This is a genomic window from Echinicola arenosa, assembly GCF_014841125.1.
GTDB classification, from domain to species: Bacteria; Bacteroidota; Bacteroidia; order Cytophagales; family Cyclobacteriaceae; genus Echinicola; species Echinicola arenosa.
This window is the reverse complement of the sequence record NZ_JACYTQ010000005.1, coordinates 183,107-204,725: the sequence shown is the minus strand read 5'-3', so window position 1 is coordinate 204,725 and position 21,619 is coordinate 183,107. Positions and strand designations below refer to the sequence as shown.

General features: G+C 41.6%; 16 protein-coding genes. 7 read left to right on the top strand and 9 right to left on the bottom strand.

Annotated features, from left to right (window positions below; genetic code table 11):
* Positions 1-113: 113 nt before the first annotated feature.
* The 3 genes from IFO69_RS14960 to IFO69_RS14950 all read left to right on the top strand — a co-directional run bounded on the left by IFO69_RS14960 (position 114) and on the right by IFO69_RS14950 (position 3,325).
* Positions 114-818, top strand: coding sequence for an outer membrane beta-barrel protein (locus IFO69_RS14960; protein WP_192010935.1), 705 nt, complete (start codon positions 114-116; stop codon positions 816-818).
* A gap of 159 nt (positions 819-977) precedes the next feature.
* Positions 978-2,117: a YjbH domain-containing protein gene (locus IFO69_RS14955; RefSeq protein WP_192010934.1), complete on the top strand. Its 1,140-nt coding sequence runs from the start codon at positions 978-980 to the stop codon at positions 2,115-2,117.
* 134 nt (positions 2,118-2,251) lie between these two features.
* Entirely contained in the window at positions 2,252-3,325 is a 1,074-nt protein-coding gene (locus IFO69_RS14950; RefSeq protein WP_192010933.1) for a hypothetical protein, read from the top strand.
* A gap of 108 nt (positions 3,326-3,433) precedes the next feature.
* Here IFO69_RS14950 and IFO69_RS14945 read toward each other — a convergent pair whose 3' ends face one another.
* Positions 3,434-3,979, bottom strand: coding sequence for a 2'-5' RNA ligase family protein (locus tag IFO69_RS14945; protein ID WP_192010932.1), 546 nt, complete (start codon positions 3,977-3,979; stop codon positions 3,434-3,436).
* A 303-nt stretch (positions 3,980-4,282) separates the two neighbouring features.
* On the opposite strand from IFO69_RS14945, the gene IFO69_RS14940 reads away from it, so the two are divergent.
* The 4 genes from IFO69_RS14940 (at position 4,283) to IFO69_RS14925 (ending at position 12,371) form a co-directional block, all read left to right on the top strand.
* On the top strand, positions 4,283-5,848 hold the full coding sequence (locus tag IFO69_RS14940) for a glycoside hydrolase family 43 protein (protein WP_192010931.1): 1,566 nt from the start codon (positions 4,283-4,285) through the stop codon (positions 5,846-5,848).
* 838 nt (positions 5,849-6,686) lie between these two features.
* On the top strand, positions 6,687-9,812 hold the full coding sequence (locus IFO69_RS14935; RefSeq protein ID WP_192010930.1) for a SusC/RagA family TonB-linked outer membrane protein: 3,126 nt from the start codon (positions 6,687-6,689) through the stop codon (positions 9,810-9,812).
* Positions 9,813-9,822: 10 nt separating this feature from the next.
* Positions 9,823-11,406, top strand: coding sequence for a SusD/RagB family nutrient-binding outer membrane lipoprotein (locus tag IFO69_RS14930; protein ID WP_192010929.1), 1,584 nt, complete (start codon positions 9,823-9,825; stop codon positions 11,404-11,406).
* Between the two features lie 20 nt (positions 11,407-11,426).
* On the top strand, positions 11,427-12,371 hold the full coding sequence (locus tag IFO69_RS14925; RefSeq protein WP_192010928.1) for a DUF1735 domain-containing protein: 945 nt from the start codon (positions 11,427-11,429) through the stop codon (positions 12,369-12,371).
* Positions 12,372-12,610: 239 nt separating this feature from the next.
* Here the strand turns inward: IFO69_RS14925 and IFO69_RS14920 are convergent, their stop codons facing one another.
* The 8 genes from IFO69_RS14920 to IFO69_RS14885 all read right to left on the bottom strand — a co-directional run bounded on the left by IFO69_RS14920 (position 12,611) and on the right by IFO69_RS14885 (position 21,618).
* Positions 12,611-13,330 (bottom strand): sugar transferase, encoded by a 720-nt coding sequence (locus IFO69_RS14920; protein WP_192010927.1) that lies wholly within the window; start codon positions 13,328-13,330, stop codon positions 12,611-12,613.
* A 141-nt stretch (positions 13,331-13,471) separates the two neighbouring features.
* Complete coding sequence (locus tag IFO69_RS14915) at positions 13,472-14,392, bottom strand: glycosyltransferase family 2 protein (RefSeq protein ID WP_192010926.1); 921 nt, start codon at positions 14,390-14,392, stop codon at positions 13,472-13,474.
* A 9-nt stretch (positions 14,393-14,401) separates the two neighbouring features.
* Positions 14,402-16,117: a right-handed parallel beta-helix repeat-containing protein gene (locus IFO69_RS14910; protein WP_192010925.1), complete on the bottom strand. Its 1,716-nt coding sequence runs from the start codon at positions 16,115-16,117 to the stop codon at positions 14,402-14,404.
* 20 nt (positions 16,118-16,137) lie between these two features.
* Positions 16,138-17,130: a glycosyltransferase family 4 protein gene (locus IFO69_RS14905; RefSeq protein WP_192010924.1), complete on the bottom strand. Its 993-nt coding sequence runs from the start codon at positions 17,128-17,130 to the stop codon at positions 16,138-16,140.
* Positions 17,127-18,335, bottom strand: a complete 1,209-nt coding sequence (locus tag IFO69_RS14900; RefSeq protein ID WP_225444158.1) for an O-antigen ligase family protein — start codon at positions 18,333-18,335, stop codon at positions 17,127-17,129. Before IFO69_RS14900 ends, IFO69_RS14905 begins: the two co-directional genes overlap by 4 nt.
* Positions 18,332-19,540: a glycosyltransferase family 4 protein gene (locus tag IFO69_RS14895; protein ID WP_192010923.1), complete on the bottom strand. Its 1,209-nt coding sequence runs from the start codon at positions 19,538-19,540 to the stop codon at positions 18,332-18,334. The genes IFO69_RS14900 and IFO69_RS14895 overlap by 4 nt, the downstream gene beginning before the upstream one ends.
* Positions 19,541-19,579: 39 nt before the next feature.
* The gene (locus IFO69_RS14890; protein WP_192010922.1) at positions 19,580-20,647 is read right to left on the bottom strand and encodes a glycosyltransferase; all 1,068 of its coding nucleotides are present in this window, start codon (positions 20,645-20,647) and stop codon (positions 19,580-19,582) included.
* An 11-nt stretch (positions 20,648-20,658) separates the two neighbouring features.
* The gene (locus IFO69_RS14885; protein WP_192010921.1) at positions 20,659-21,618 is read right to left on the bottom strand and encodes a glycosyltransferase family 2 protein; all 960 of its coding nucleotides are present in this window, start codon (positions 21,616-21,618) and stop codon (positions 20,659-20,661) included.
* Position 21,619: the final 1 nt, after the last annotated feature.

Here is a 21,619-nt window from a genome sequence, read left to right as displayed (position 1 = left end):
TCGATTATTTATGCTTCATGTGAAGTTTGGGGCTTCATCCTTTATAGAAGCATATTTAAAATAGATTTCTGATAGAAAATTGTGAAGATTTCAGTAATTAATAGATCAATGAGATGAAAAAATACATTGCATTATTTGGTTTGATTTTCGTTTTTACTGCCATTTTTTTTAATCCAGCAGTAGCACAGATAGAGTTCAACCATTTAGGGATAGGGGTGTCCTATTGGAACAGGTCTTATGGAGATTTGGATGAGCGCTTCTTTTTAGGAAATGAAGATATGAATGGGGATTTTACAAAAGGAAGCTTAATGCCGACCTTAAGTGTGGAGCTTGGTATAGCAGGAGGATTGGCATTGGATACGCGATTGGCACTTTGGTTGGCCAAATTCGAAGGGGAAGAGCAAGTGATTGGAGGACCAGTGTTGTCATTGAAAAATAAACAGCTTATTGTTCCCTTTTCACTTGGACTAGTGTATAATTTTGATGATTTGGTGGATGATAAGCTTAATGCTTCTATTGGAGCAGGAGCAAATCGATATTATATCAAAAATAAAGTAGAAAGAGTGGCCTCAGATGGGGATGGAAGTATTGAGACTAATACATTCGAAGGGGGGAGTTTTGGCTTGCATCTAAAGGGAGGTCTTGAGATTGTGTTGAGCAGTACTTTGGGCTTGGCTTTTGAAGGACGGTACAATATGGGCTCATACAATCAGTTGTATGCTAGTGAGGTGGGGCAAGCTCCTCAGGACTATCAAGTAGATATCAATGGAATTGAGGTAGGGATATATCTTACCTATAATTTCAGTGAGTGGTATTGAGATAGGAGGTTTGACTTTGTTCTGTGACACTTTTGTAAGAGTAAAGATTCAATGCAAAAGTTGGTTCTATATTCTGTAGTGACAAGCTTGCTTCAGTAACTATTACCATCTTGTCTAGCGTCTAGCCCAAACATTGAGGAAAAGTAAATAAAGCGAGACATGTTTAAATATTTTTTAGGCTTGCTAAGTTGTTTGATGCTGTTGGGAAAGTTACTCCATGCGCAAAGTCAAGACCTTACAGCTTTGTGGAGTACCCAGCTATTTGAGCATGGGTTTGAGCAGGTTCATATTGTAGAGTCAGAAGATAGTCTCAAGGTTTATTTTGAGCACAGGAACTTTAGAAACCCTATCCACAGCATGGAATATGCCCAAAGAGTAATGGGAAACATTACAAAGAAAAAAATGTTCTTTATCCCTTTATATCATAACCGACCTATGGGTATATACAAAGGAGATGGAACTGAAGCCCGTTCCTTGAATTCTGCTGAGTATGATTTCTATAGGTCTCAAAATCAAATTGGGGCTTATCGTTTCCATTTTCGAATTGTTCCTGATGTTTCAGCTCGTTTTGGTAATTATGAACAGCCTGTGAGGGCAAAGACAAATATCATACTGGATACAAGGGTATACTTATTACCTGGGTTGAGTGTTCAGACAGGATTGTTGATTCCTATACAGAACTCCTTGGATGGTCAGGATCTCAAGCCTCGCTGGGCACCTAGCCAGTTGACTTACTTCAATCATATGAAAAACGACCATTATGCGATGGTCAGTGCAGGAACCTATTTTTCAGACCGCTATGGTATTGACTTTCAATACCGATGGGCACCACTCAATGGACGGTGGAGCCTTGGTCTGGAAGTGGCCTTTACGGGGGAATATTTTGTTCAAGGGGAGAGATTTAATACTGGTCCTATGGAAGATTTATTACTTCTGGGAGATTTGGAATATCGAACTCCAATAGAAGATGTCAGCATTAGATTGACTGGAGGTAGGTTTCTGTACAATGACTTAGGTGCCAGGCTGGGTATGATCAAACAGTTTGGTAATGTAGACATTGGTTTGTTTGTCTCGTCCTCCAACAATGGGAATACTGTTGGGTTTCAATTTGCCTTTCCGCTATTTCCAGGGAAAATTTTAAGGGGTAAAAAAGTGGAGCTGAGGACCACAGAGGAGTTTCGCTGGGAATATAATTACAATGGGGATCAATTGGTGAACAGGAACTTTAGACTTGGTATGCCCAAGCTTGGTGATATCACCCGACAATATAATGGCCATTTCATCAGAAGCAATTGGTAATTGAAGTGTGCTGATCTACTCTTCGGTTTAGTGGTTTTGATCTTTTGCAGATTGTAAAAGTATCTTTGAACCCAACTGTAGTAAAAGTAATTATCCTACTGACCAAAATAACATTCGATATAAATGCATGGATTATGAAAATAACACTCATCAAACCGTACTATTCCATATTTTCCTTGACCTTGATTGTGTTGCTGTGGACCAGTTGTGGCAAGAAAGATCTGGAAACTTTGGATCCTTATGATTATCAAAGTAAAAAATTCGAAGCTGTGACGGATATACCGGTTGTGGAAGATCCAGACCCAGAGGTGATAGAACCAAATATTGGGGGGATTGAAAACTCACCACTTACCCTGGCAGCAATAACCAACTTGGAGACGGCCAATTCCGAAGCTGAAATCAATGCTCAGACCAGTTCCAATCTTGATCTTGTTTTTAATTTTTCAGATGGTCTTTCTGCAGAGTTCAAAAGCGCTGCAAACAGTATAGATGCGGCTGGATTGGAGAGAATACTGGACCTAGATCAAGAATTGGATGAAGCTTATGATGAACTGATCTCTGCTTTGGATCAGGCGCCTGAGGAGGTGTTGGCTGTGTTGCCAAGTATGACTTTAGGTGAGGGGGCAGGAGAGGGAAACCGACTTAAAATGGTAGGAGGTTCCACAGAGGGCATTTGGGAAGAGCTGAGTAATTTTCGAATAACAGCTTTGACTGATGCATGTTCTGATGCTGCTAATCAGGCCTATGATAATAAAATAATGTCGCTAGACCATCAGCGAGATTCGGTCATTGCGGTTTTAGATGAGAATTACGGCCGTCGGGTAAGAGAAGCAGATGAGCGCTTTACTACTCGATTATCTTTGTTTGATACCCATTACGAAAGCCAAGAAGAAGAATTACGGAATGTAGTTAACCGCCTTTTCGGTCTAATCAATAAAATGGATGGATTTAGCGTGGTACTGGGACAAACTATGCGCTATTATGCAGTGATGTATGCTGTGCAAGGGCGTTTGATCCTTCAAGTATATGGTGACCAGGTAATGGAGTTGTTGGAGGAGTCGAGAGACCAAGAAAAAGCAACAGTCTTGGGTTTGTACGAGATGAGGACAGAGGAACTAGCCGGTTATTATGAAGAAAGGATAAATCAGTCCAACGAAATACTCGAAAGATCCCTAAAGACTTGCCATGACCAGGGTGGGGGGAATTAGATATATTTTTTGTATTAGGAGTCAGTTCAAGGATCGTTCGAATGTGAGGTTGAATTGAAGAGGGAAAAAGTCCGAGGAAGTTCAATCCTCGGACTTTTTTATGCCTACTCAATGATCTTTCAATTTTAAAATCTTGAATTTTTCCCAAGGATCCTGTGGATTCACCTTTTTGAGAACCACTATTTCCTTGACCTTAAAGCTGTCTTCAAAAGGGATAGGCAATAACCAGTTTTTGGCTACCTCAAATTGCCATGGAGTCAATCCACGTGCAATAGTGGTATGGGCCGTTCCGTTTCCTTTTCGAAGGGAGTGAAAAACCTTGACTCCAGGATACTTAGATACGATCATCGCAACTTGACTTCCAAGACCTAGGGTTTCTTCTTGACTTGGGCATGCATAGATCACTTTTTGATGTTCCCAGACAGCAATTCCAGAGAAATTAACAGCGTAGGAAGGAAAATTCATAAGCTGCTTGCTCAAATCATCGAAAATTTTTTCGGCATATGAAGCTGAAGTTGAAATTGCCATTAAAGTCATATGAGCTTTGCTATTTAGGCTTGGGAATGGACCGATTTGTTCTCCTAAAAGGTACTTCGCTTTTTGAATTCTGCTTTCAACTCTTTTCCCAGTGTTCAATACCAATAAATAGTTCATAATTATATCCGGTTTAATCTATACTAAAATAATAAATGTTTGTTTAATAAACTAAATTAAGTTTGTTTAACAAACATATTGTTGATGCTATTTGTAGATAAAGCTATTTAGAACTAGAAACCTGAAGAGAGGTAACAAGGGCTTTGGTAGTTGTACTCTCCAACAGCCACCACGATAGAGTTATGGCTTTCATTTTTAGTTTATCAATAATAAACCGGGTATGGAAGGATGATCCAAGCTTATTATTTAAGGTGTGATATTTCCATTAATCTCCCTATATTTAGTCACTAAATCGATAAACCTATGAACAAACCTATTTTATTTTTATTGTTAACACTCGTTTGGGGCTGTAGCGGAAATAAGCAACAAGATCAAGTTGATCAAGCTTCCAAACTACCAATAGAGAACCCTGTCATCCGTGGTGAGTTTCCGGACCCCTCAGTGATCCAGGTAGGGGATACCTATTATGCCTGTGGTACTTCCAATGATTGGGCGCCCATTTACCCCATTTATTCTTCTGCGGATCTGGAGAATTGGGAATTTGAAACCTATGTGTTTATGGAAGCTCCGGATTGGACAATGGGAAGTTTTTGGGCACCAGAGCTGTATTATAAGGATGGTACTTTTTATTGTTACTATACGGCCAAGAGGAAGGATGGAATTTCCTGTATCGGCGTGGCCAGTACCCAGGATATTAGCCAAGGTTTTGAAGATCATGGTGTTTTGATCGAATGGGGTTCGGAGAGTATAGATGCCTTTGTCAATGAGGTGGAGGGGCAGCTCTATGTTACCTGGAAAGCTTATGGCTTAAACCCGGATAAGCCGATTCAGATTTTGGGATCCAAATTATCAGATAATGGATTGCAGTTGGAGGGGGAAGTGTTTGAGGTGGTCACCGCTGAAGCGGAAACTTGGGAGCGAGGAGGTATCGAAGGGCAATCCATAGTCCAGCATGGAGGGGATTTGTATTTGCTCTATTCCGGTGCGGCCTGTTGTGGAGGTGGCTGTGATTATAAGGTAGGAGTAGCCCGGGCCAAACAAATGGAAGGTCCTTGGGAGAAATATGCCGGTAACCCCATATTGACAGATTTTGGGGATTGGAAATGTCCCGGTCATGGAACGCCCGTCATGACCAGTAATGAGGAATGGTATTACCTGTATCATGCCTATCAAAAGGAAGGTTTCCCCTATATGGGCAGATCAGGGTTATTAAGTCCATTGAGTTGGGATGAAAACACCGGATGGCCTTATTTTAAAACATTGGACTTGATGGAAGGGCCAGCGAAGGATCAAGAGCTTTCTGGAATCCAGGATGAATTTGATCAGGACCGATTGGAGCAATTTTGGCGTTGGGATCTGGCCAGCTTCTTACCAGCAACTGAAGTCAGGGATGGTATGTTATATTTGGGTGGAAAGGCCAAGCACCAAAACAGTCCCATTGATATGGCATTGTCTGTTATCCCTAAGAGGCCAAGTTATGAAGTCAGGACCAAGTTAAAAAGTCAGCCTGATGTAATAAAGGGCATTCTCATTTATGGGACACATGATAGCAGTATTGGTTTAGGGCTTCAAGGTGGTAAGTTGGGTGTTTTTGAAGTAAGAAATGGTGAATGGCAAGAACTGGCATCAGTACAATTAATGTCAAGTGAAGATATAGTGTTAAAAGCCAAAGTGGAGGAAGGTCATAAGGTGAGCTTTGCTTATCAAGAAGCTGAAGGGGAGTGGCTGGACATCGCTATAGACCAGCAAGGAGCAACTGAGGTAGTTGGAGATTTTTTGGAGTTTTGGCAGTGGGGTGTCAAGCCGGGAATCTTTGTGAAAGGAGAAGAGGGTGGGACTTTTGAATCCTTTGAGCTGAAATACCCTTAAATCAATTGCTAAAGTACAACAACTGATAAAGGAAAGCTGGGCAAATGTCCAGCTTTTTTGTTTTGGGTTATGGGGAGTAATCTGCGTTTGTTACTATTTCAAAAGATGGGCGAGGTGAGTGTATCTAGGATGGTCGATTAACTCAATCGAAAGTTTTATATTTTAAAACAAAAAAATATACTACTTGATAGTTTACGATATTTTAATTGTATTTTACTAATATTTATTGTAATAAATAAATATCATTGTACTTAATGACTTAGTTTGTTTTGTTAAGAATATCATGCTGAAAAATGCTATGTTTTAATAATCAGGTTTATTTTTTATCCCATTATTAAATATTTATTGATTTTAACTTAAATATAGGTTTCAATTGATATTTATAAATTATTGACAAAGAATCGAGGGAGTTTTTATAAAATAGTAAATCAATTGGTTTTACATAATTCTGATTTATTCTAATAATTTTTTATTAAATATTGAATTAATTAAGAAACTCAATATTTTATTTTTAGTTTATGTGAGTTTAGTTTTGTTATATACGATTAGAAATGTATAGGATGAGCGGAGAATATTCCTATCATCTTATTCTCACTATATTTAGTTGATTTGAATGGTTAATTAATATATCATTTTAATTGTTAACTTTTTTTAACTTTTTTTCAATTCAATAAGTATGTTTATTTTGTTTTTGTAAAATATAATTTATTGTAATGACATATAAATTACTGAAAGTTTCAAAAGTGTATTTTTTTAAATGTTATTATATGATAGGCTATTTGCATTTTTGGAAGTTCTTGATTTAAATTGGGAATTGTTAAACCAAAATTAAATCATTATGAAGAAAGTTTTATTGTTAGGGCTTCTGGCTCTGATGGTGACTGCCGTGTCTTTTGGGCAGACCCGCACCGTTTCCGGAACGGTTACCTCCGGAGAAGATGGAACCCCCATCCCCGGGGCCTCTATCTTGGTTAAAGGTACCACCGTCGGTACCGCTACTGACATCGATGGTCAGTACACCCTAAAAGTTCCTGAAGGCGGTTCTGTGTTGGTCTTCAGTTTTATCGGTACCACTTCCAAAGAAATTCCTTTGGGAAGCCAATCTACCATCAATGTGGTACTCAATGCAGATGTTCAAAGTTTAAGTGAAGTAGTGGTAACCGGTGCTGCTGGTGTTGAATCCAGAAGAATTGAGATGGGTTATAATGCTACCAGTATCGAAACCAGGTCCGTTACCCAAGGAAAGGCCATGAACGTGGCTTCTGGTTTGACAGGCAAGGTAGCAGGTCTTCAGATCAATACCACCGGAAGTGGTGTAAACCCTAATGTTAGGGTAGTATTGAGAGGTATGAGATCCTTGACGGGTAACAACGAAGCCTTGGTGGTCGTGGATAACGTGATTGTACCAAACTCCATTCTGGGGAACCTTAATCCAGAAGATATCCAGGAGATCACCGTTTTGAACGGTTCCAATGCTGCTGCCCTTTATGGTTCCGCTGCATCCAACGGTGCCTTGATCGTGGTGACCAAAAAAGGTAAAGCTGGTGAAACCAATATTCAAGTAGGTCATACAGTGAATTTGGAGCAGGTGAGCTTCTATCCTGAAATCCAGAAGTCCTTTGGATCTGGTTATGCAGGTGGCTACCCTCACCAATATGTACCTTATGAAAACCAGCAATATGGTCCTCGCTTCGACGGATCAATGGTGGAAATCGGTAAGCCTTTGGAAGATGGTTCTATCCAAACTGTTCCTTATTCTCCTACAGATGCCAAGGATAACTTCTGGGATTTGGGGATTACCAACCAAACAGATGTGTCTATCTCTGGTGGCGGTGAAAGCTCTACCAACTTCTTCTCTGCACAGTACTTGAATAATGATGGTACTACTCCTGGAGACAATTACAAAAGAGCTTCCGTTCGTTTCAATGGCACGAAAGATTTTGGTAAGAATTTGAACATGAGCTATTCAACCAACTATGTGCAGAACAGGTATGATCGTACTACGGCTACTGCAGGGATGTTCGATCAAATCCTTCAAACACCAGCGCATATTCCATTTACGGATTATAAGGACTGGAAAAATGATCCTTTTGCCAATCCTAATGGCTATTATAACGAGTATTACGATAACCCTTACTTTACCATTGACAATAACCGTCAGATTGCGGGCAATGATTATATCGTAGGGAACATTGAGTTTAAGTACAAGCCGCTTCAGTGGTTGGACTTTACTTATAGGGCAGGTATCTCTAACCGTTCTTTCTATAATAAGAATACCACGGGTAAATTCACCTTTACGGACTATACCAAAGATATTTCTGCCGCCAAAACAGATATAGCCGGTTCGGTATCTGATGGCTCAGGTTTCTCCACTCAGATCAATACTGACTTCTTGATCAATATGAGGAAAGCGGTGGGTGATGACTGGTTCTTTGATTTGTTGTTGGGACAAAGTTTGAGAAGAAACCGGTACAAGTCCGTTGGTGTTTCAGCCAATGGCTTGGTGATCCCTGGATTGTACAATGTATCCAACAGGGTAGGTGAGCCAGGTGCCAGTGAAGCCAATTATGAGGCGAGCCAAGTAGGCGTATTCGGTCGTTTGAAGATTGCCTATAAAGATTTCTTGTTCTTGGAAGCAACAGGCAGAAACGACTGGGTTTCCATCCTTGATCCGGATAACCGTTCCTTCTTCTATCCATCCACTTCAGCTTCATTTGTAGCGACTGAGGCCATTCAGGCCCTCAAGGATATCTCTGAATTAAACTTGCTGAAATTAAGAGGAGGCTGGTCTAAAGTAGGTCAGGTAAACTTGGGTAACTCCACTAACTTTGGTGCTTATCAGTTGATGCCTACATTCAGTCCTTCAGATGGGTTCCCTTATGGATCCTTGTCTGGTTATACCGTAGATAATACCCTGGTTCAATCAAGCTTGAGGCCTGAAATGACCACAGCGATTGAATTTGGTGTAGACTTTGAAATCTTGGCCAATAAAATCAACGGTAGCTTTACCTGGTACGATACCAGAACTGTAGACCAGACCATTCCTACATTTGTTTCAAGAGCAACAGGTTTCTCAAGTTATCTGCAAAATACTGGAGAGGTGGCCAACAGAGGTATTGAAACCAACTTGAATGTGGTTGTCTTTGAAAGAAACAATACCCAGATCAATTTGGGTGCTAACTATACCTATAATGATAACTGGGTAGTTTCCATTAGTAGTGACCTGCCAAGTCTTCAGTTATCCACAGGAGGGCAGGCACAAGTTTATGCGGTGGAAGGAGAATCTTTTCCAATTTTGATGGGTACTACTTATGAAAGAGATGAGCAGGGAAGAATCATTGTAGATGCTACTACGGGTTATCCAAGTGCTGCTGAGGGACAGGTGCAATTGGGCAATACCGTTCCTAAGCACAGATTGGGACTAAATGCAGAATTCTTGTATAAAGGCTTCAGGATATATGCTTTGGCAGAATACCGTGGTGGATACAAAATCCTATACAATGGTGGAGGCTCATTTGACTTCTCCGGATCTGGTATTACTACGACCTATTATAACAGAGAGCGTTTTGTAATTCCAAACTCCGTATATGAAGACCCTGAAAACCCAGGTTCTTACATTGAAAATACCAATATTACCGTTACTGATGGTGGTGCTGGTTTCTGGACCGATGGTTCTTATAGAAGAAATATTGCAGATAACTACTTGATTTCCGGCGATTATTGGAAGCTAAGAGAAGTGGCGATTTCTTATAATATTCCATCGTCTATCATGGACAAAGTGAGCTTTATCCAAAGTGCAACCGTTACGGCGCAAGGTAGAAACCTCTTGATCTTTACGCCAAAGTCAAATGTGTACACCGATCCAGAATTTAACTTCAATGATGGAAATGCCATTGGTATTGTGACCTTGGCGAATACGCCTCCAACCAGGTTCTATGGTGCATCAATTTCACTAACATTTTAATTGAGTTGAGATGAAAAGAATATTCAATACATTATTTCTATTGTCTTTAATTGCCCTAAGCTCATGCAGTGAGTTTTTGGGAGACAATGTAGATCCAAACAGGGCGACTTCAGCCACTCCAGAGTTGGTGCTGCCAAATGCGCTGACAAGAACTGCCAGTTTAACAAGAAGCTTTAATACCAGTGCCGGCTGGATCGTAGGCTATACTGCCAATGCTGGTGGTTATGGTGGATGGGGCTCTACTGTTACTTATAACTTTACCACTGGATCTTATGCAGGTACCTGGGAGTCCACGTATGATGATTTGAACAACTACCAGTATATCGAAGAATCAACAGCTGATTTTCCAGAATTGGGTTACTATAATGCAGTAGCTAAAGTGATGAAGGTGTATGACTTCCAAATGTTAGTAGACGTATTTGGAGACTTACCTTATACGGAGGGACTTCAAGGAAGTGCCAATGTTACACCAGGTTATGATGATCAGGTAAGCATTTATCAAGACTTTGTGGCACAGTTGGATGCCGCTATTGATGTATTCGCTAATTCAACCGTAGCACAGCCAATGGGTAATGGTGATGTGATGTTTGGTGGTGATGTGGATGAGTGGGCTAAATTTGCCAACACATTGAAGTTAAGGGTATTGATCAGATTGGCTTCTTCTGATGAAGGCAATAGCTTCGCTACCAGTGCTTTGGCTTCTATCGATACCGGTATTGGTTTCTTGGAAGAAGATGCGATGGTAAATCCAGGATACATTGCTTCTTCAGGCAAGCAAAACCCTTATTGGGAGACTTATCACACCAATGCATCCGGCTCTTTATCTGGAAGCGGCAGATCTGCTATTCCTAGCACCTATGTGTACTCTTTCTATAATGGTAACAAGATTCTTGATCAAGGTCGTGGAGCGGCAGTATACAGAGAATTTCCTACAGGTACCCCTAGAGGTCAGTTGGGTAACCTAACGGATAACCCTGCAGCCCTTTCTAACCAAACATCTTGGTATGTGGGTGAAGGAACTGGCGTTAACGCCAGCAATACCATTGGTTTATTAAAATCCAGAACAGCTGGAGTGCCCATGATGCTGGCAGCTGAGAGCTATTTGTTACAGGCGGAAGCTTATATGAAAGGTTATATTTCTGGCGATGATGCCGCGGCTTTTGAAGAAGGGGTGATTGCTTCTTACAGATACCTGTATAAAGAAGCTTCTGGAGAAGTAAGGGCAGGGATGGACCCTGTTGCGGATTTTGAAACGTATAAAGCAGACAATCCAGACAATTACTTGGTGGTGTATGATTTGGCGGCTACTGATGAGGAAAGATTGGAAGCGATTATCACTCAAAAGTATATAGCCTTGAACTTCATCCATGGTCAGGAAGCTTGGGCTGAATTTAGAAGAACAGCTTATCCGGCGATTGTAAACGGTTCTAGCGTAGCTTCAGAAACCTTTGCTTCTATTTTGTCCACTTCAACGAGAGCAGATAAACTGCCTGTTAGGTTCTTGTATCCAGATACAGAGTTCCAGTTGAACCCTAACAATGTACCTACAGGTATGGATCAATTTGTGAACACGATTTTCTGGCAAGGTCAATAATCATTAAATAAGAAAGTATTATGAAAAAACATATAAATAAACTGGCAGTTTTTGGATTGATGTTGCTTGGTTTGACGTCTTGTTTGGACGAGGACCCGCTTTTCGATCCAGATCAGGTAGAGAACGTTGTCGAGTTTTTCGACATCGGGGCCATTGCTGCCCCTGGGAGTGTTCATCCGCTTTATATCTCCTCTTTTGATGCAGTAGATGCGGTGGAGTTGGAACTTATTATCAGTTATTCTGGTGCCCATGATAATCCAACGGATATCGTAGTGGACTTTGAAGTGGACGAAGCAGCTTTGGATGCTTATAATGAAGATCAAGGGACTTCTTTTGAAGTGCTTCCTTCAGATCTTTACACCATAGATGGCATGAGCGTGACGATTCCTGCTGGTCAGCGTCAGGTGACCAAAACTGTTACCTTAAAGACCAGTCAATTTGACTTCTCCAAAAGCTATGCCCTTCCTTTGACCATTACCAATTCTTCTTATGGTATGATCAGTGGCAACTTCAATACGGCGATTTATGCAGTGGTAGCGAAGAACAAATATGATGGCATCTATGAGGTAACTGGAGAATTCGTTGACGTAAACAATGCCGCATTCTATGGATATTACCCATATGAAGTAGAGTTACAGACTCAATCGGCTAACACTGTAGCTAGATATGACTATGCATTAGGTGGTTTAGGATATGTGTTCAATACCGGTTCAGGCTTGAGTTATTATGGTAGTTATGCGGCCATCTTCCAATTCGATGACAGTGACAATGTATCCGGTGTGGTCAATTATTATGGACAGCCTGCTGGCAATGGTCGAGAAGCTGCTTTGAACCCTGATGGTGTCAATAAATTTGTGGAGGTTTCTGCAGATGAAAAGACCATTGACGTCAGCTACTATATGATCCAAAACGGGGCTCTTAGGTGTACGTTTGTAGAGCATTATACATATGTGGGACCTAGGTAAGACGTACCTTCTCCTCATTTGATTTGATTAGTAAATAATTTTATGACGAAAAAAGCTATCCTTTTTAAGGATAGCTTTTTTCGGTTTAAGCCTATTATACTGGTTGTCCACTTTCCCGTATGCTCAAAAAAATGCCGAAACCTATGTCAAGAAATTTCGGCATTTAACTGATTAGAAAAATTGGTGGTTGGTGTTTTAATGTTTTAATAATCAGTTTTTAGTCAAGCGATAAGGGGTACTTACTGGCCTTTACCATTGGCCATTACTTTTACCGTCTGGTAGATAATATTCAAGTCAGTTTTTAGGTTCACTCCGGTTAAATAGAGCAGATCATATTTCATTCTTTCTACCATCTGGTCTACTGTTTCGGCATACCCATAGTAAACCTGACCAATAGAAGTAATCCCGGGTTTGATTCCCTGAAGTTTTTTGTAACTGGGGGAAATGCTGACAATTTGATTGATAAAGTGCTCTCGTTCTGGCCTTGGCCCAACGATGGCCATATCTCCCTTCAGCACGTTCCAGAATTGGGGCAATTCATCCAAATGGGTTTTTCTCATGAAGTTACCCCATTTGGTAATTCTAGGGTCTTGGTTAGAGGTGGTTTGCGGTCCATCTTTTTCGGCATCTGTTCGCATACTTCTGAATTTGATCATCTGAAACGGTATGCCGTTCTCCCCAATTCTTTCTTGCGTATAAAATATGGGCCCTTTGGAACTGGTTTTGGTGATGACTGCAATCAACAAATAGATGGGAAGTCCCAGCAACAAGACCAAACCTGAGAAGAAAATATCAAATGCTCTTTTGGCCCATTTGGTAGAGCTGTCAATATGAATGTTGAATAAGCCGTTCTGTAATTTGTCTATCGAGACAAGTTCGGATAAAGAGAACAAATCCGGGATGACCGGGTTATGCTGATAACCTCGGTTGTAAATGATTTCTTGATTATAATTAGCCATGGTAGTATCGATTTGTGTTAATCAGTTAAATAATTCTGATAGTTAAAATCCAACTTATGTGCCAAGAGGTAAATTGCTTAATAGAGGCTGTAAAGCGTGGTAAATAGTATATTTATAATCAAAAAAATGGGGAAGCTTTACTCAGTGTGTGGAATGCCAAAAGTGGGAATGCATGGATAGTTTTCGCTTAAAATTTAAGGGTAACTTATTGTGTTTCAGGCCTATTTTATATCCTGCCCATTTGGCAAAAAGGGAAGCTATGGATTTAGGTAATGCTGCTGGATTATTTTTCAAAGCATACGTTAATTCGGATTGTAAATATTGCATTCCTCTACTTTCTGCCCTTCCGAATTTATCAAAAATCCAATCGCTCTCCGCGTGAAAGACGCCTATATCGAAATACCTTTTAAACTCCTCTTTGACGGAATAGTTATGGGAGTGGTGCACCTTTGAATCTGCTACATAGGCCAAATCCCATCCGGCCAAGATCATCTTTCCAGCGACATAGGCATCTTCTCCCAAGATCAAGCCTTTGGGGAATCCCCCTACTTCCAGAAAGGCTTCTTTTCGGTAGGCCGCAAAAGAGTTGGAACAGGAAATGGTCTTGATTCCATATTTTCCAGCATCTTGGAAGCTTCTGGTTTCGGAATGAGCTGGATAATTGAACAGCCGGGCATGGGATTCCAATGTTTTGGCGTTCAAGTGGGGGAGCTGTCTCCCATAGGCCACTCCCAGCTTAGGGTTGTTTTCGAATGCTTGTACCAGTTTTTCAATGGCACTATGATCAGCAAGGATGGCATCTTGGGTCAGGAAGACAAAAATAGTTGCATCTGGATAAGTCTCCACCGCAAGTTGTCTGGTGCCCCCATGGTCAAAATCCTTTTTGTCAATCTTGATTACATCAAAGCCTTTAATCAGCCCGGCGGACAGTGTTTGGTCTGTGGAGCCAGAGTCAATGATGACTTTTCTGTGTAGGGAAAGGGTTTGCCTGTTGATGCTCTCAATTATTTCAGGCCATTTGTCACCTGCATTAAGGGTAGGGATATATAGGTTGATCTTCATGGTTTCCTTTTAGTCTATACTTTGTGTCACCTTTACCTCTCCAAAATGAGTGCTGCCATTGATGATTTTTTCAGCTACCATATTGGCTGTCCCTGTTCCTTCCATCAGTAGGGCGACTTGGCCATTCTTGCCAAAGTGTTGGTTATTGCTCAATTGGAGCCCTTTGGGATTTGTAGTTTTGATGGTTTGGAATGTTTGGCCACTCTCCAGCACCTTCAATATGTTGTTTTCAACTTTCAGGCCTTCAGATCCATCGTCAGTAATGCAGGCATTGCTGGCCAAGATTTCATTGTTCAAGATGGCTACATTTTTGGCCATATTCCTGACCACAATACCAGTAGAATGGCTACTGTTTATCGTGTTACTTTTCAATAGCACTCCATCTGCTTTTACCAATAAAATGCATGGGGTGGTGCTGCTACTTTTGATTGTGTTTTCCTCTAGTAGGACTTTTCCAATTAGGTTAATGTTGAGGGTAGCCTTGTTGAATTCATTTTTTCTGACTTTCAAGGAGTCGATATGAAGACCATTTGGCATGTGCATGGTATTCATGGTGTTGTTTTCCAGTAAGATTTTTCTGGCTGACACATTATTGATAAAGGTGATCTCCCGTAACTGATTGGCTTTCATATGTAGGTCAAGCAATTGACCGACCACTTCCACTTCATTATCTGCTTTATTGTGGTCAATATTAATGATGCCACATTTTTCCAAATAAATAGCGGGCCTGTTATTTCCTTCGGCCGTATTGTATTGGATGGTCACGCCGGAAACATTCACCAAGGTGGCAATCCCCGACCCGTCAGGGGTAGGTTCTCCACGGACAAAACCGTTTGCTTTGCTCTTGTTATTATAAATCAGGGAATGGATGTTCAGTATTTTCCGGGTAGAGCGGTTATTGATGTCTATGGCATCTCCAGCATTTTCTTCCAGTATATTATTGACAAAGTGGAAATCCCTTTCATTGGCCCGACCTCCAAAAGCTACCTGGATGCCACTCATGCCGTTTTTATAAATATGGCTGTCGGTGACATCCACATGGTGACTGCTGTGGATGAACACCCCGTTTTCTCCATTATGGTGGATATTGGCCTCATGGATTTGTACAAACCTACTTTCCAAGACCCTGATGCCTGTTCCGGGTTGGTAGCTGTCCGTGAATTTCCGCGGCATACCATAATGGGATATGGTGGTCTTTAGTATTTTTGCTCCAATACAACGGTAAAGGAGAATACCAGCGAAAGACCTTAGTTTGGTAGAGTCTCCTTTAAGCGAAGACTGGTCAATGATGATGTTTTCACTTTTGGAGAGATAGATGGATTCATTTTGGGTTTGGGTCCGAACTGATAAATAGATATTGGAAACTTCATTTCCCCGGAAGAGGGGTGCAGTCGAACTTTGTTGGTTTTTATTGTACTCTTGATTTTTATCCAGTACTTGCTTCAGTAGTCCGGCAGATTTGATGTTTACCCCGGATTTTAGACCCAAGGCCTTTACCAAGTAGGTTCCTTCCGGAATCCACACCGTATCTCCCGGCTGGGCCTTGGAGATAGTGGCCTGAATGGCTTTGGTGTCATCAGTTAGTCCATCACCTTTGGCATTTTCTGATTTCACATTCCAAGTTTTGGCAGTTGTATTTGAAGACTGAACTGCCAGAAGGGGTGAAGTGCCCAGCAGGCAAAACACACAAAACAATATCCAATAGGTTAAGCGACTACTATTCACGTTGGTTCCAATTAAGCTGTTTAAGAGAGTATGAGTTTCCAGGTTTCTTGGGCAGTGGCAGACCAAGGAAATTCCAGTGCACGTTCTTTTCCCAAGGTCACACAGTCTTCATAAGTGCTCTGGTCATACACCAGCGTTTCTATTCCACCTTTGATCGCTTCCAGATCGAGTGGGTCCACACAAAGGGCTGCGCTACCTGCAATTTCCGGCAAAGCACTTACCGAAGAAGTCAATACCGGCGTGCCAGAAGCCATGGACTCCAAGACAGGAATGCCAAAGCCTTCCATCAAAGAAGCAAATAAGGTGGCATAGGCCCCCTTGTACACTTTGGGCAAGTCTGCCTCTGGGATAAATCCCAAGAACCGTACCTTTTTTTGAATACCCAGTTTTTGGATCAGTGTTTCGAGCTCCTCATCAGGCTTGCCACTGAGGGCAAAGATGAATTCATCAGGAATCTTTGCCTGAGCAAATGCTTGGAGCATAGCGGGAATGTTTTTATTGGTTCGGCGATTGCCTACATAGAGAAAATAGGGGCGTCCAAGACTAAAGGTGGATTCATTGTTCAGGAAATGTTCATCCACTCCATTGTAGATAACCGTGATCAAATGTTCAGGGATTCCCAGGAGTTCTATCAGTTGGTTCTTACTGAAATGAGAAACAGTGACCACTTGCTTGGCTCTTTTGGCCAAACGGGCAATGACCTGTTGATAGTAGATTTTATGCATGGCGGAATAGTAAAACAAATGCATCAAATCATGAACCGTGAAGATGTAAGGCATCCTGGAAAATAGTGGAGGCATAAAGGAAGGGCTGTAAAAGACATCAGCTTGGGACTGAAGTGTTTCCCATCCCAAGGCAGCTGGAGAAAACAGGCTACCCAATCCTGCTTTGCTTTTGATCCATGAACAGGCTGCTTCAGGCGGTCTGGCTTCCATCACCTCCTTGTATAACCGGCCAATGCCCGTATCGCCAGCCCACCTACCGTCTATTAATACCTTTTTTGGATTGGTCATATTCCTATTTTAATTTGGCCAAAATCTATTTTACCTAGCATGCTAAAAAGGGATAGCAGAAGAAGGTAGATAACAAGGTCATTGTCGTATCCAGAATAAAGGATGCACATAATGGCTATGAGTGGCAAAAAGCATGCTATCCACCAATGGGGCTTTGGGCTTTGCTGATAACACTTTTTGATAAAGTAAACCAAAAAAAGGAGGTAGGAGAGAAAGCCTATGATGCCCAATTCCAAATAAGTGGTCATGAAAGTATTGTGGATATGGGGCTCCCCATGATAGAAATCAGCGTATTTTGAAAGGAAGGATGGCGCACTCATAAAACCATTTCCCCAGGGAGAAATGGTCAGGAAATGCTCATAAAAAGCTTTCCAATATACTAGCCTGACCCCCATGCCGTCATTGGAGGCAGTGAGCTGGTCTATCCGAATGACCTTGTCCAAAATAAAGGGAGATATGGCAATAAGCAGTACCAAGATGATGATCCGATACTTTTTGGTAGAGGATGCCCATAATAAATAGCCACAACCCAACAGCAATGCTACAATGGGAGTTCGGGACAGGGAAAGGTAAGCCAAAATAAAAATGGCTATTATTCGCCAGCATTTGATCCTATTCAGTTGGATGACCGGAATGAGAATGTAGATGAATCCCAATAAGGCGATTCGGGCGCCAAACATATTTTTATCATCCAATCCCCAAAAGAAAAGGTTTGCGCTGTAAAGCATGCTGGCCTGGCCGGAAGAACTGCTGCCTGCCAAAAGCCTGAAGTTTAAAGCTTGGTGGTAAACCAATAATTGAATGAACACCAATACAAAAAGCAGGTGCAGCGTCCAATTGATCAATTGGAGCAATCGGCTATTGTCTCTTTGTGAAATCCAGTTTGCCGCTGAGAAAAGGAACAGGAAGTTGATCAGGAGCTTGGCCAGATTGGCTATCATTGCACTTTGACCCCCATAGTGAAAGCCAAAACTGATCAAGGCATAAGCGCTGAAGATGGTCAAAAATAGAGCCCAAGTGGGAAAGGTTTTGCTTTTGGTTTCCCAAATTGAGATAATGGAAGAAACCAGGAATACGATAGGGTAAACTTTAATGGGGAAACAAGTAGAAAGTATTGAGAGACAAAACAGCCACTCTGAAACTTGAACGGTTCTCCATTGAAAATGGCCGGAAGACATATTGGGGTATGTAGGAGTTTCATTCATATTTCATCCCATGAATTGACTCCCAATGTTTCCTTAATGGCCATCTCATATTCATTCAAAAGGCGTTCTTTGTCCAAAATTTCAGCTACCGAACTTCTGGCGTTGGCACTTAGCTTATTGTACAAGTTTTCGTCCTTATAAAGCCGCGTAAGTGCTTGATCCAAGGAGTTTGGCACCGAGGCATCCACGAAAAGCCCATTGAAACCATCCCTGACCGTTTCTTTTAACCCACCGGCACGATTGGCAATAACGGGGATATGATGAGCCAAGGCCTCTATGGCCACCATCCCCAGAGGCTCTTCCCATAGGGAGGGGACTACCAGTACATCGATTTTTGCAAAAAGATCTTCCGGCTTGGTATGGCCGATAAAGTGAATGTCGGGGTCTTTTACCATTGATTTTAGGTAGGTTTCATATGCTTCCTTTCCTTTTCCAGCAATGGTCAGGGTACCTAGGTAGTTTCTGTTTTTGAAGGAATGGATAAGCCATTCAATTCCTTTGATCTTAGAAAGGGTCCCTAGGTAACCGATATTGATTTGGTTACGGGTATTGCGTTTCCTAGGAAGGCCAGAGGAAGGAATATCTCTTGTATTGTGGATCACATACTGTTTTGAAGTCGTGAAATAGCCCTGACCAGTAAATCGCTCCAAAATACTCTTGCTAATTCCTACCACGGATGAAACCTGAAAGGACTTTTTCTGGTGTTTGGATCGGAGTAGGCTACATTGCAGGCAAGGGGTTTCACAAGCTTTGTCTCCCTTGTACATATTGCTATTGGGGCAAAGCAGGTACATGTCGTGCAATACCTGCATCAGCGGGATTTGGTGAAGGGTGATTTCATCCCACACTGCAATAGACCAGCCCGCTAGGTTATGACAGGACACCAAATCCGGTTTTTCCTTTTTGATGACCTCTTTTACATATTGTCTCATAGTGGCGTTGTATTGGTCTTTTAAGTGCCACTTTAAGCGTTTCAAAGTGGATGGCTTATTTTTGTCATAAGGCCAATAGCTGTTTTTTAACCTCGCCCGATAAACTTTCACCCCGTCCACTACATTCGAAGAAAGGCCATTTTCTGGAGACAAGCTCAATACCACCACTTCAATTCCTTTGGACTGCATTCCTTCCACTAGCAGTTTCAGTGAAAGTTCTGCTCCCCCTCTGATGTCCGGGGCATAAAGTGAATTGATATAGAGTATTTTCATTGTTCTTTTATCCGTTAGCAAATGGGATTTCCCTATTATTTATTGGGGAGTATTTAGAAGCTCCTTATAAACCTGAAGGAGCTGTTTGCCTACCATTTCTTTGGACTGATGATGTTTCAAATAATGGTACATTTTAACTCCCATCTCTTCCAAGCGATTAGGTTGTTCAGCTTTTGTCTTGATGGCTTTCTTGACCATCAGGTGGAGCTGTTCTTGGTGGTCCTGCTCTGATTGGTACCGATAACTGAAAAAGCTTTCATTTACCCTTTTCATATCAACCAATGTGCCAATTTCAGGACATATCACTGTTTTTTTGTATGAAAATGCCAGGATCACCGTTCCTGAATTCAGGCTGCTATTCAGGTCATAGGGGAGGATCAAAAGGTCAGCTTGCCCTATTAATTTGGGCAGTTGTTCATCTGGGATAAATTGCAGCTTTAAACGGACATTGGGGTAAGGTTTTGCCAAGGCAGAAAGTTGGTGGTAGTAATCCTTGGTTTTGGGTTTTCCTGCTATGGTCAACTCTACTTCATCTCCAAATTTCCCTACCGTTTCGATAAGCAATTCAATATTCTTATAAGGTTTTACTGCGCCAAGGAATAGAAGCTGCAGCGCTTGATTGCTAGGTTTTGGTTTATTGATCACAGGTCCATAACTTCCGATAAAATCAGGATGGGGAATGTAGTGGATTTTGGAAGCACTTTTGGGATGTTGTTGTACAAGCATCGCCCGGGAGATTTCACTATGGATGATAATGGCATCCGCCCATTTGATCAGCAGTTGGGTAAGGGTTTGGCTGAGTTTTCCTGTTTTCTTTTCGTGGGATACGCGGTTGTGCTGGGTCCATACCAGTTTTTTTCCTGCCAGTCTAATGGCCGTCAAAACGGTTAGTTTCCTAAAAAAGCTCTTGATGGCTTTGGTCTGGCTACGATCATCTAAGTTTTCAAACCAATTGAGGTGTACAAGTTGAATCCGCTTAAAATGATCAGCACTGGAGAGAATGGTATCCAGCTCATGAACCTGGAAACCAGCTGAATTAAGCGGGGAGACCATGATATGGATATACTTGTTTTCCTTATTCAGGGGTGGGTTGAAAACGATATGCATTCGAGTGCTTTTTAGGCTTTGTTTCTCATGTTTCTACTTTTGGCAGCCGCCAGGAGGATATCTTTGGCTGCTAGTCCGTACTGTTTGCGGTGTCTTAACCAAATCCACACATTGGGAACCTTGCTGCCAGCCATAATTTTGGTCATGGTAAATATTTTCCGCTCAGTCATGTAATGGTCCTGATTTTCAACCAAGTGTCTGTACACGACCTGTACTTTTTTTTCTTGAGGGTTTTCCAGTAAAAAGGCTTTTAGCCAAGCGGCATAACCCAAGTCTGCTTCAAGTTTCATCAGTCCATTGCTGGAGGTGGAGGAAATGGACAGGCCATGGCTCCTGTATTTGAAAACGGGCTTATTGCTATGGGCGATGCCGTTTTCTGCTGAGGCAATAAAAGCAGTAATGTCGTCTGATCCCCAGGCAAGAGGAAGGTGGAAAAAACCTCCTTGTTTTTTTAAGCTCTCTGTTTTATAGAGATAATCAGAAATATAATTGGAGCGTAACTGTTCTAATCGGTGCCAAATGCTATCATACACATTTTCAAATGGAGGCAAGGCTGGAGTCAGTAATCGAGTATCCCCATTATCATCAATAATTTGACTTCTGCAATGGTAAACATTGAGGTCTGGGTATTGGCTGATCATCCGGGAAAATTCTTCCAAATAATCAGGTTCCAGCAGGTCATCGTCTCCCATGATGACAATATATTCCCCTTTGGCCAAAGAAAGACATTTGTTCCAGTTGTCCACCAAATTCAGGGCTCCCACATTGCTTTGGTTTTTATGATACTGTATCCTGGGGTCATCAAAGTGGGTAACCACTTCTTCAATGGGCTGGGGGCTACAGTCGTTGAGAATGATCAGCTCAAAATCTTTTACAGTTTGGTCAAGGATACTTTCGATGCACTCCTTGAGGAACTTGCTTTTGTAGGCTGGGATGCAAATGGAATATTTCACTGAATTATTCTTTGGCATG

Excerpts from the sequence above, each read along its gene's own strand:
- IFO69_RS14960 (WP_192010935.1), top strand. The coding sequence starts at position 114 with ATGAAAAAATACATTGCATTATTTGGTTTGATTTTCGTTTTTACTGCC.
- IFO69_RS14955 (WP_192010934.1), top strand. The coding sequence starts at position 978 with ATGTTTAAATATTTTTTAGGCTTGCTAAGTTGTTTGATGCTGTTGGGA.
- IFO69_RS14950 (WP_192010933.1), top strand. The coding sequence starts at position 2,252 with ATGAAAATAACACTCATCAAACCGTACTATTCCATATTTTCCTTGACC.
- IFO69_RS14945 (WP_192010932.1), bottom strand. The coding sequence starts at position 3,979 with ATGAACTATTTATTGGTATTGAACACTGGGAAAAGAGTTGAAAGCAGA.
- IFO69_RS14940 (WP_192010931.1), top strand. The coding sequence starts at position 4,283 with ATGAACAAACCTATTTTATTTTTATTGTTAACACTCGTTTGGGGCTGT.
- IFO69_RS14935 (WP_192010930.1), top strand. The coding sequence starts at position 6,687 with ATGAAGAAAGTTTTATTGTTAGGGCTTCTGGCTCTGATGGTGACTGCC.
- IFO69_RS14930 (WP_192010929.1), top strand. The coding sequence starts at position 9,823 with ATGAAAAGAATATTCAATACATTATTTCTATTGTCTTTAATTGCCCTA.
- IFO69_RS14925 (WP_192010928.1), top strand. The coding sequence starts at position 11,427 with ATGAAAAAACATATAAATAAACTGGCAGTTTTTGGATTGATGTTGCTT.
- IFO69_RS14920 (WP_192010927.1), bottom strand. The coding sequence starts at position 13,330 with ATGGCTAATTATAATCAAGAAATCATTTACAACCGAGGTTATCAGCAT.
- IFO69_RS14915 (WP_192010926.1), bottom strand. The coding sequence starts at position 14,392 with ATGAAGATCAACCTATATATCCCTACCCTTAATGCAGGTGACAAATGG.
- IFO69_RS14905 (WP_192010924.1), bottom strand. The coding sequence starts at position 17,130 with ATGACCAATCCAAAAAAGGTATTAATAGACGGTAGGTGGGCTGGCGAT.
- IFO69_RS14900 (WP_225444158.1), bottom strand. The coding sequence starts at position 18,335 with ATGAATGAAACTCCTACATACCCCAATATGTCTTCCGGCCATTTTCAA.
- IFO69_RS14895 (WP_192010923.1), bottom strand. The coding sequence starts at position 19,540 with ATGAAAATACTCTATATCAATTCACTTTATGCCCCGGACATCAGAGGG.
- IFO69_RS14890 (WP_192010922.1), bottom strand. The coding sequence starts at position 20,647 with ATGCATATCGTTTTCAACCCACCCCTGAATAAGGAAAACAAGTATATC.
- IFO69_RS14885 (WP_192010921.1), bottom strand. The coding sequence starts at position 21,618 with ATGCCAAAGAATAATTCAGTGAAATATTCCATTTGCATCCCAGCCTAC.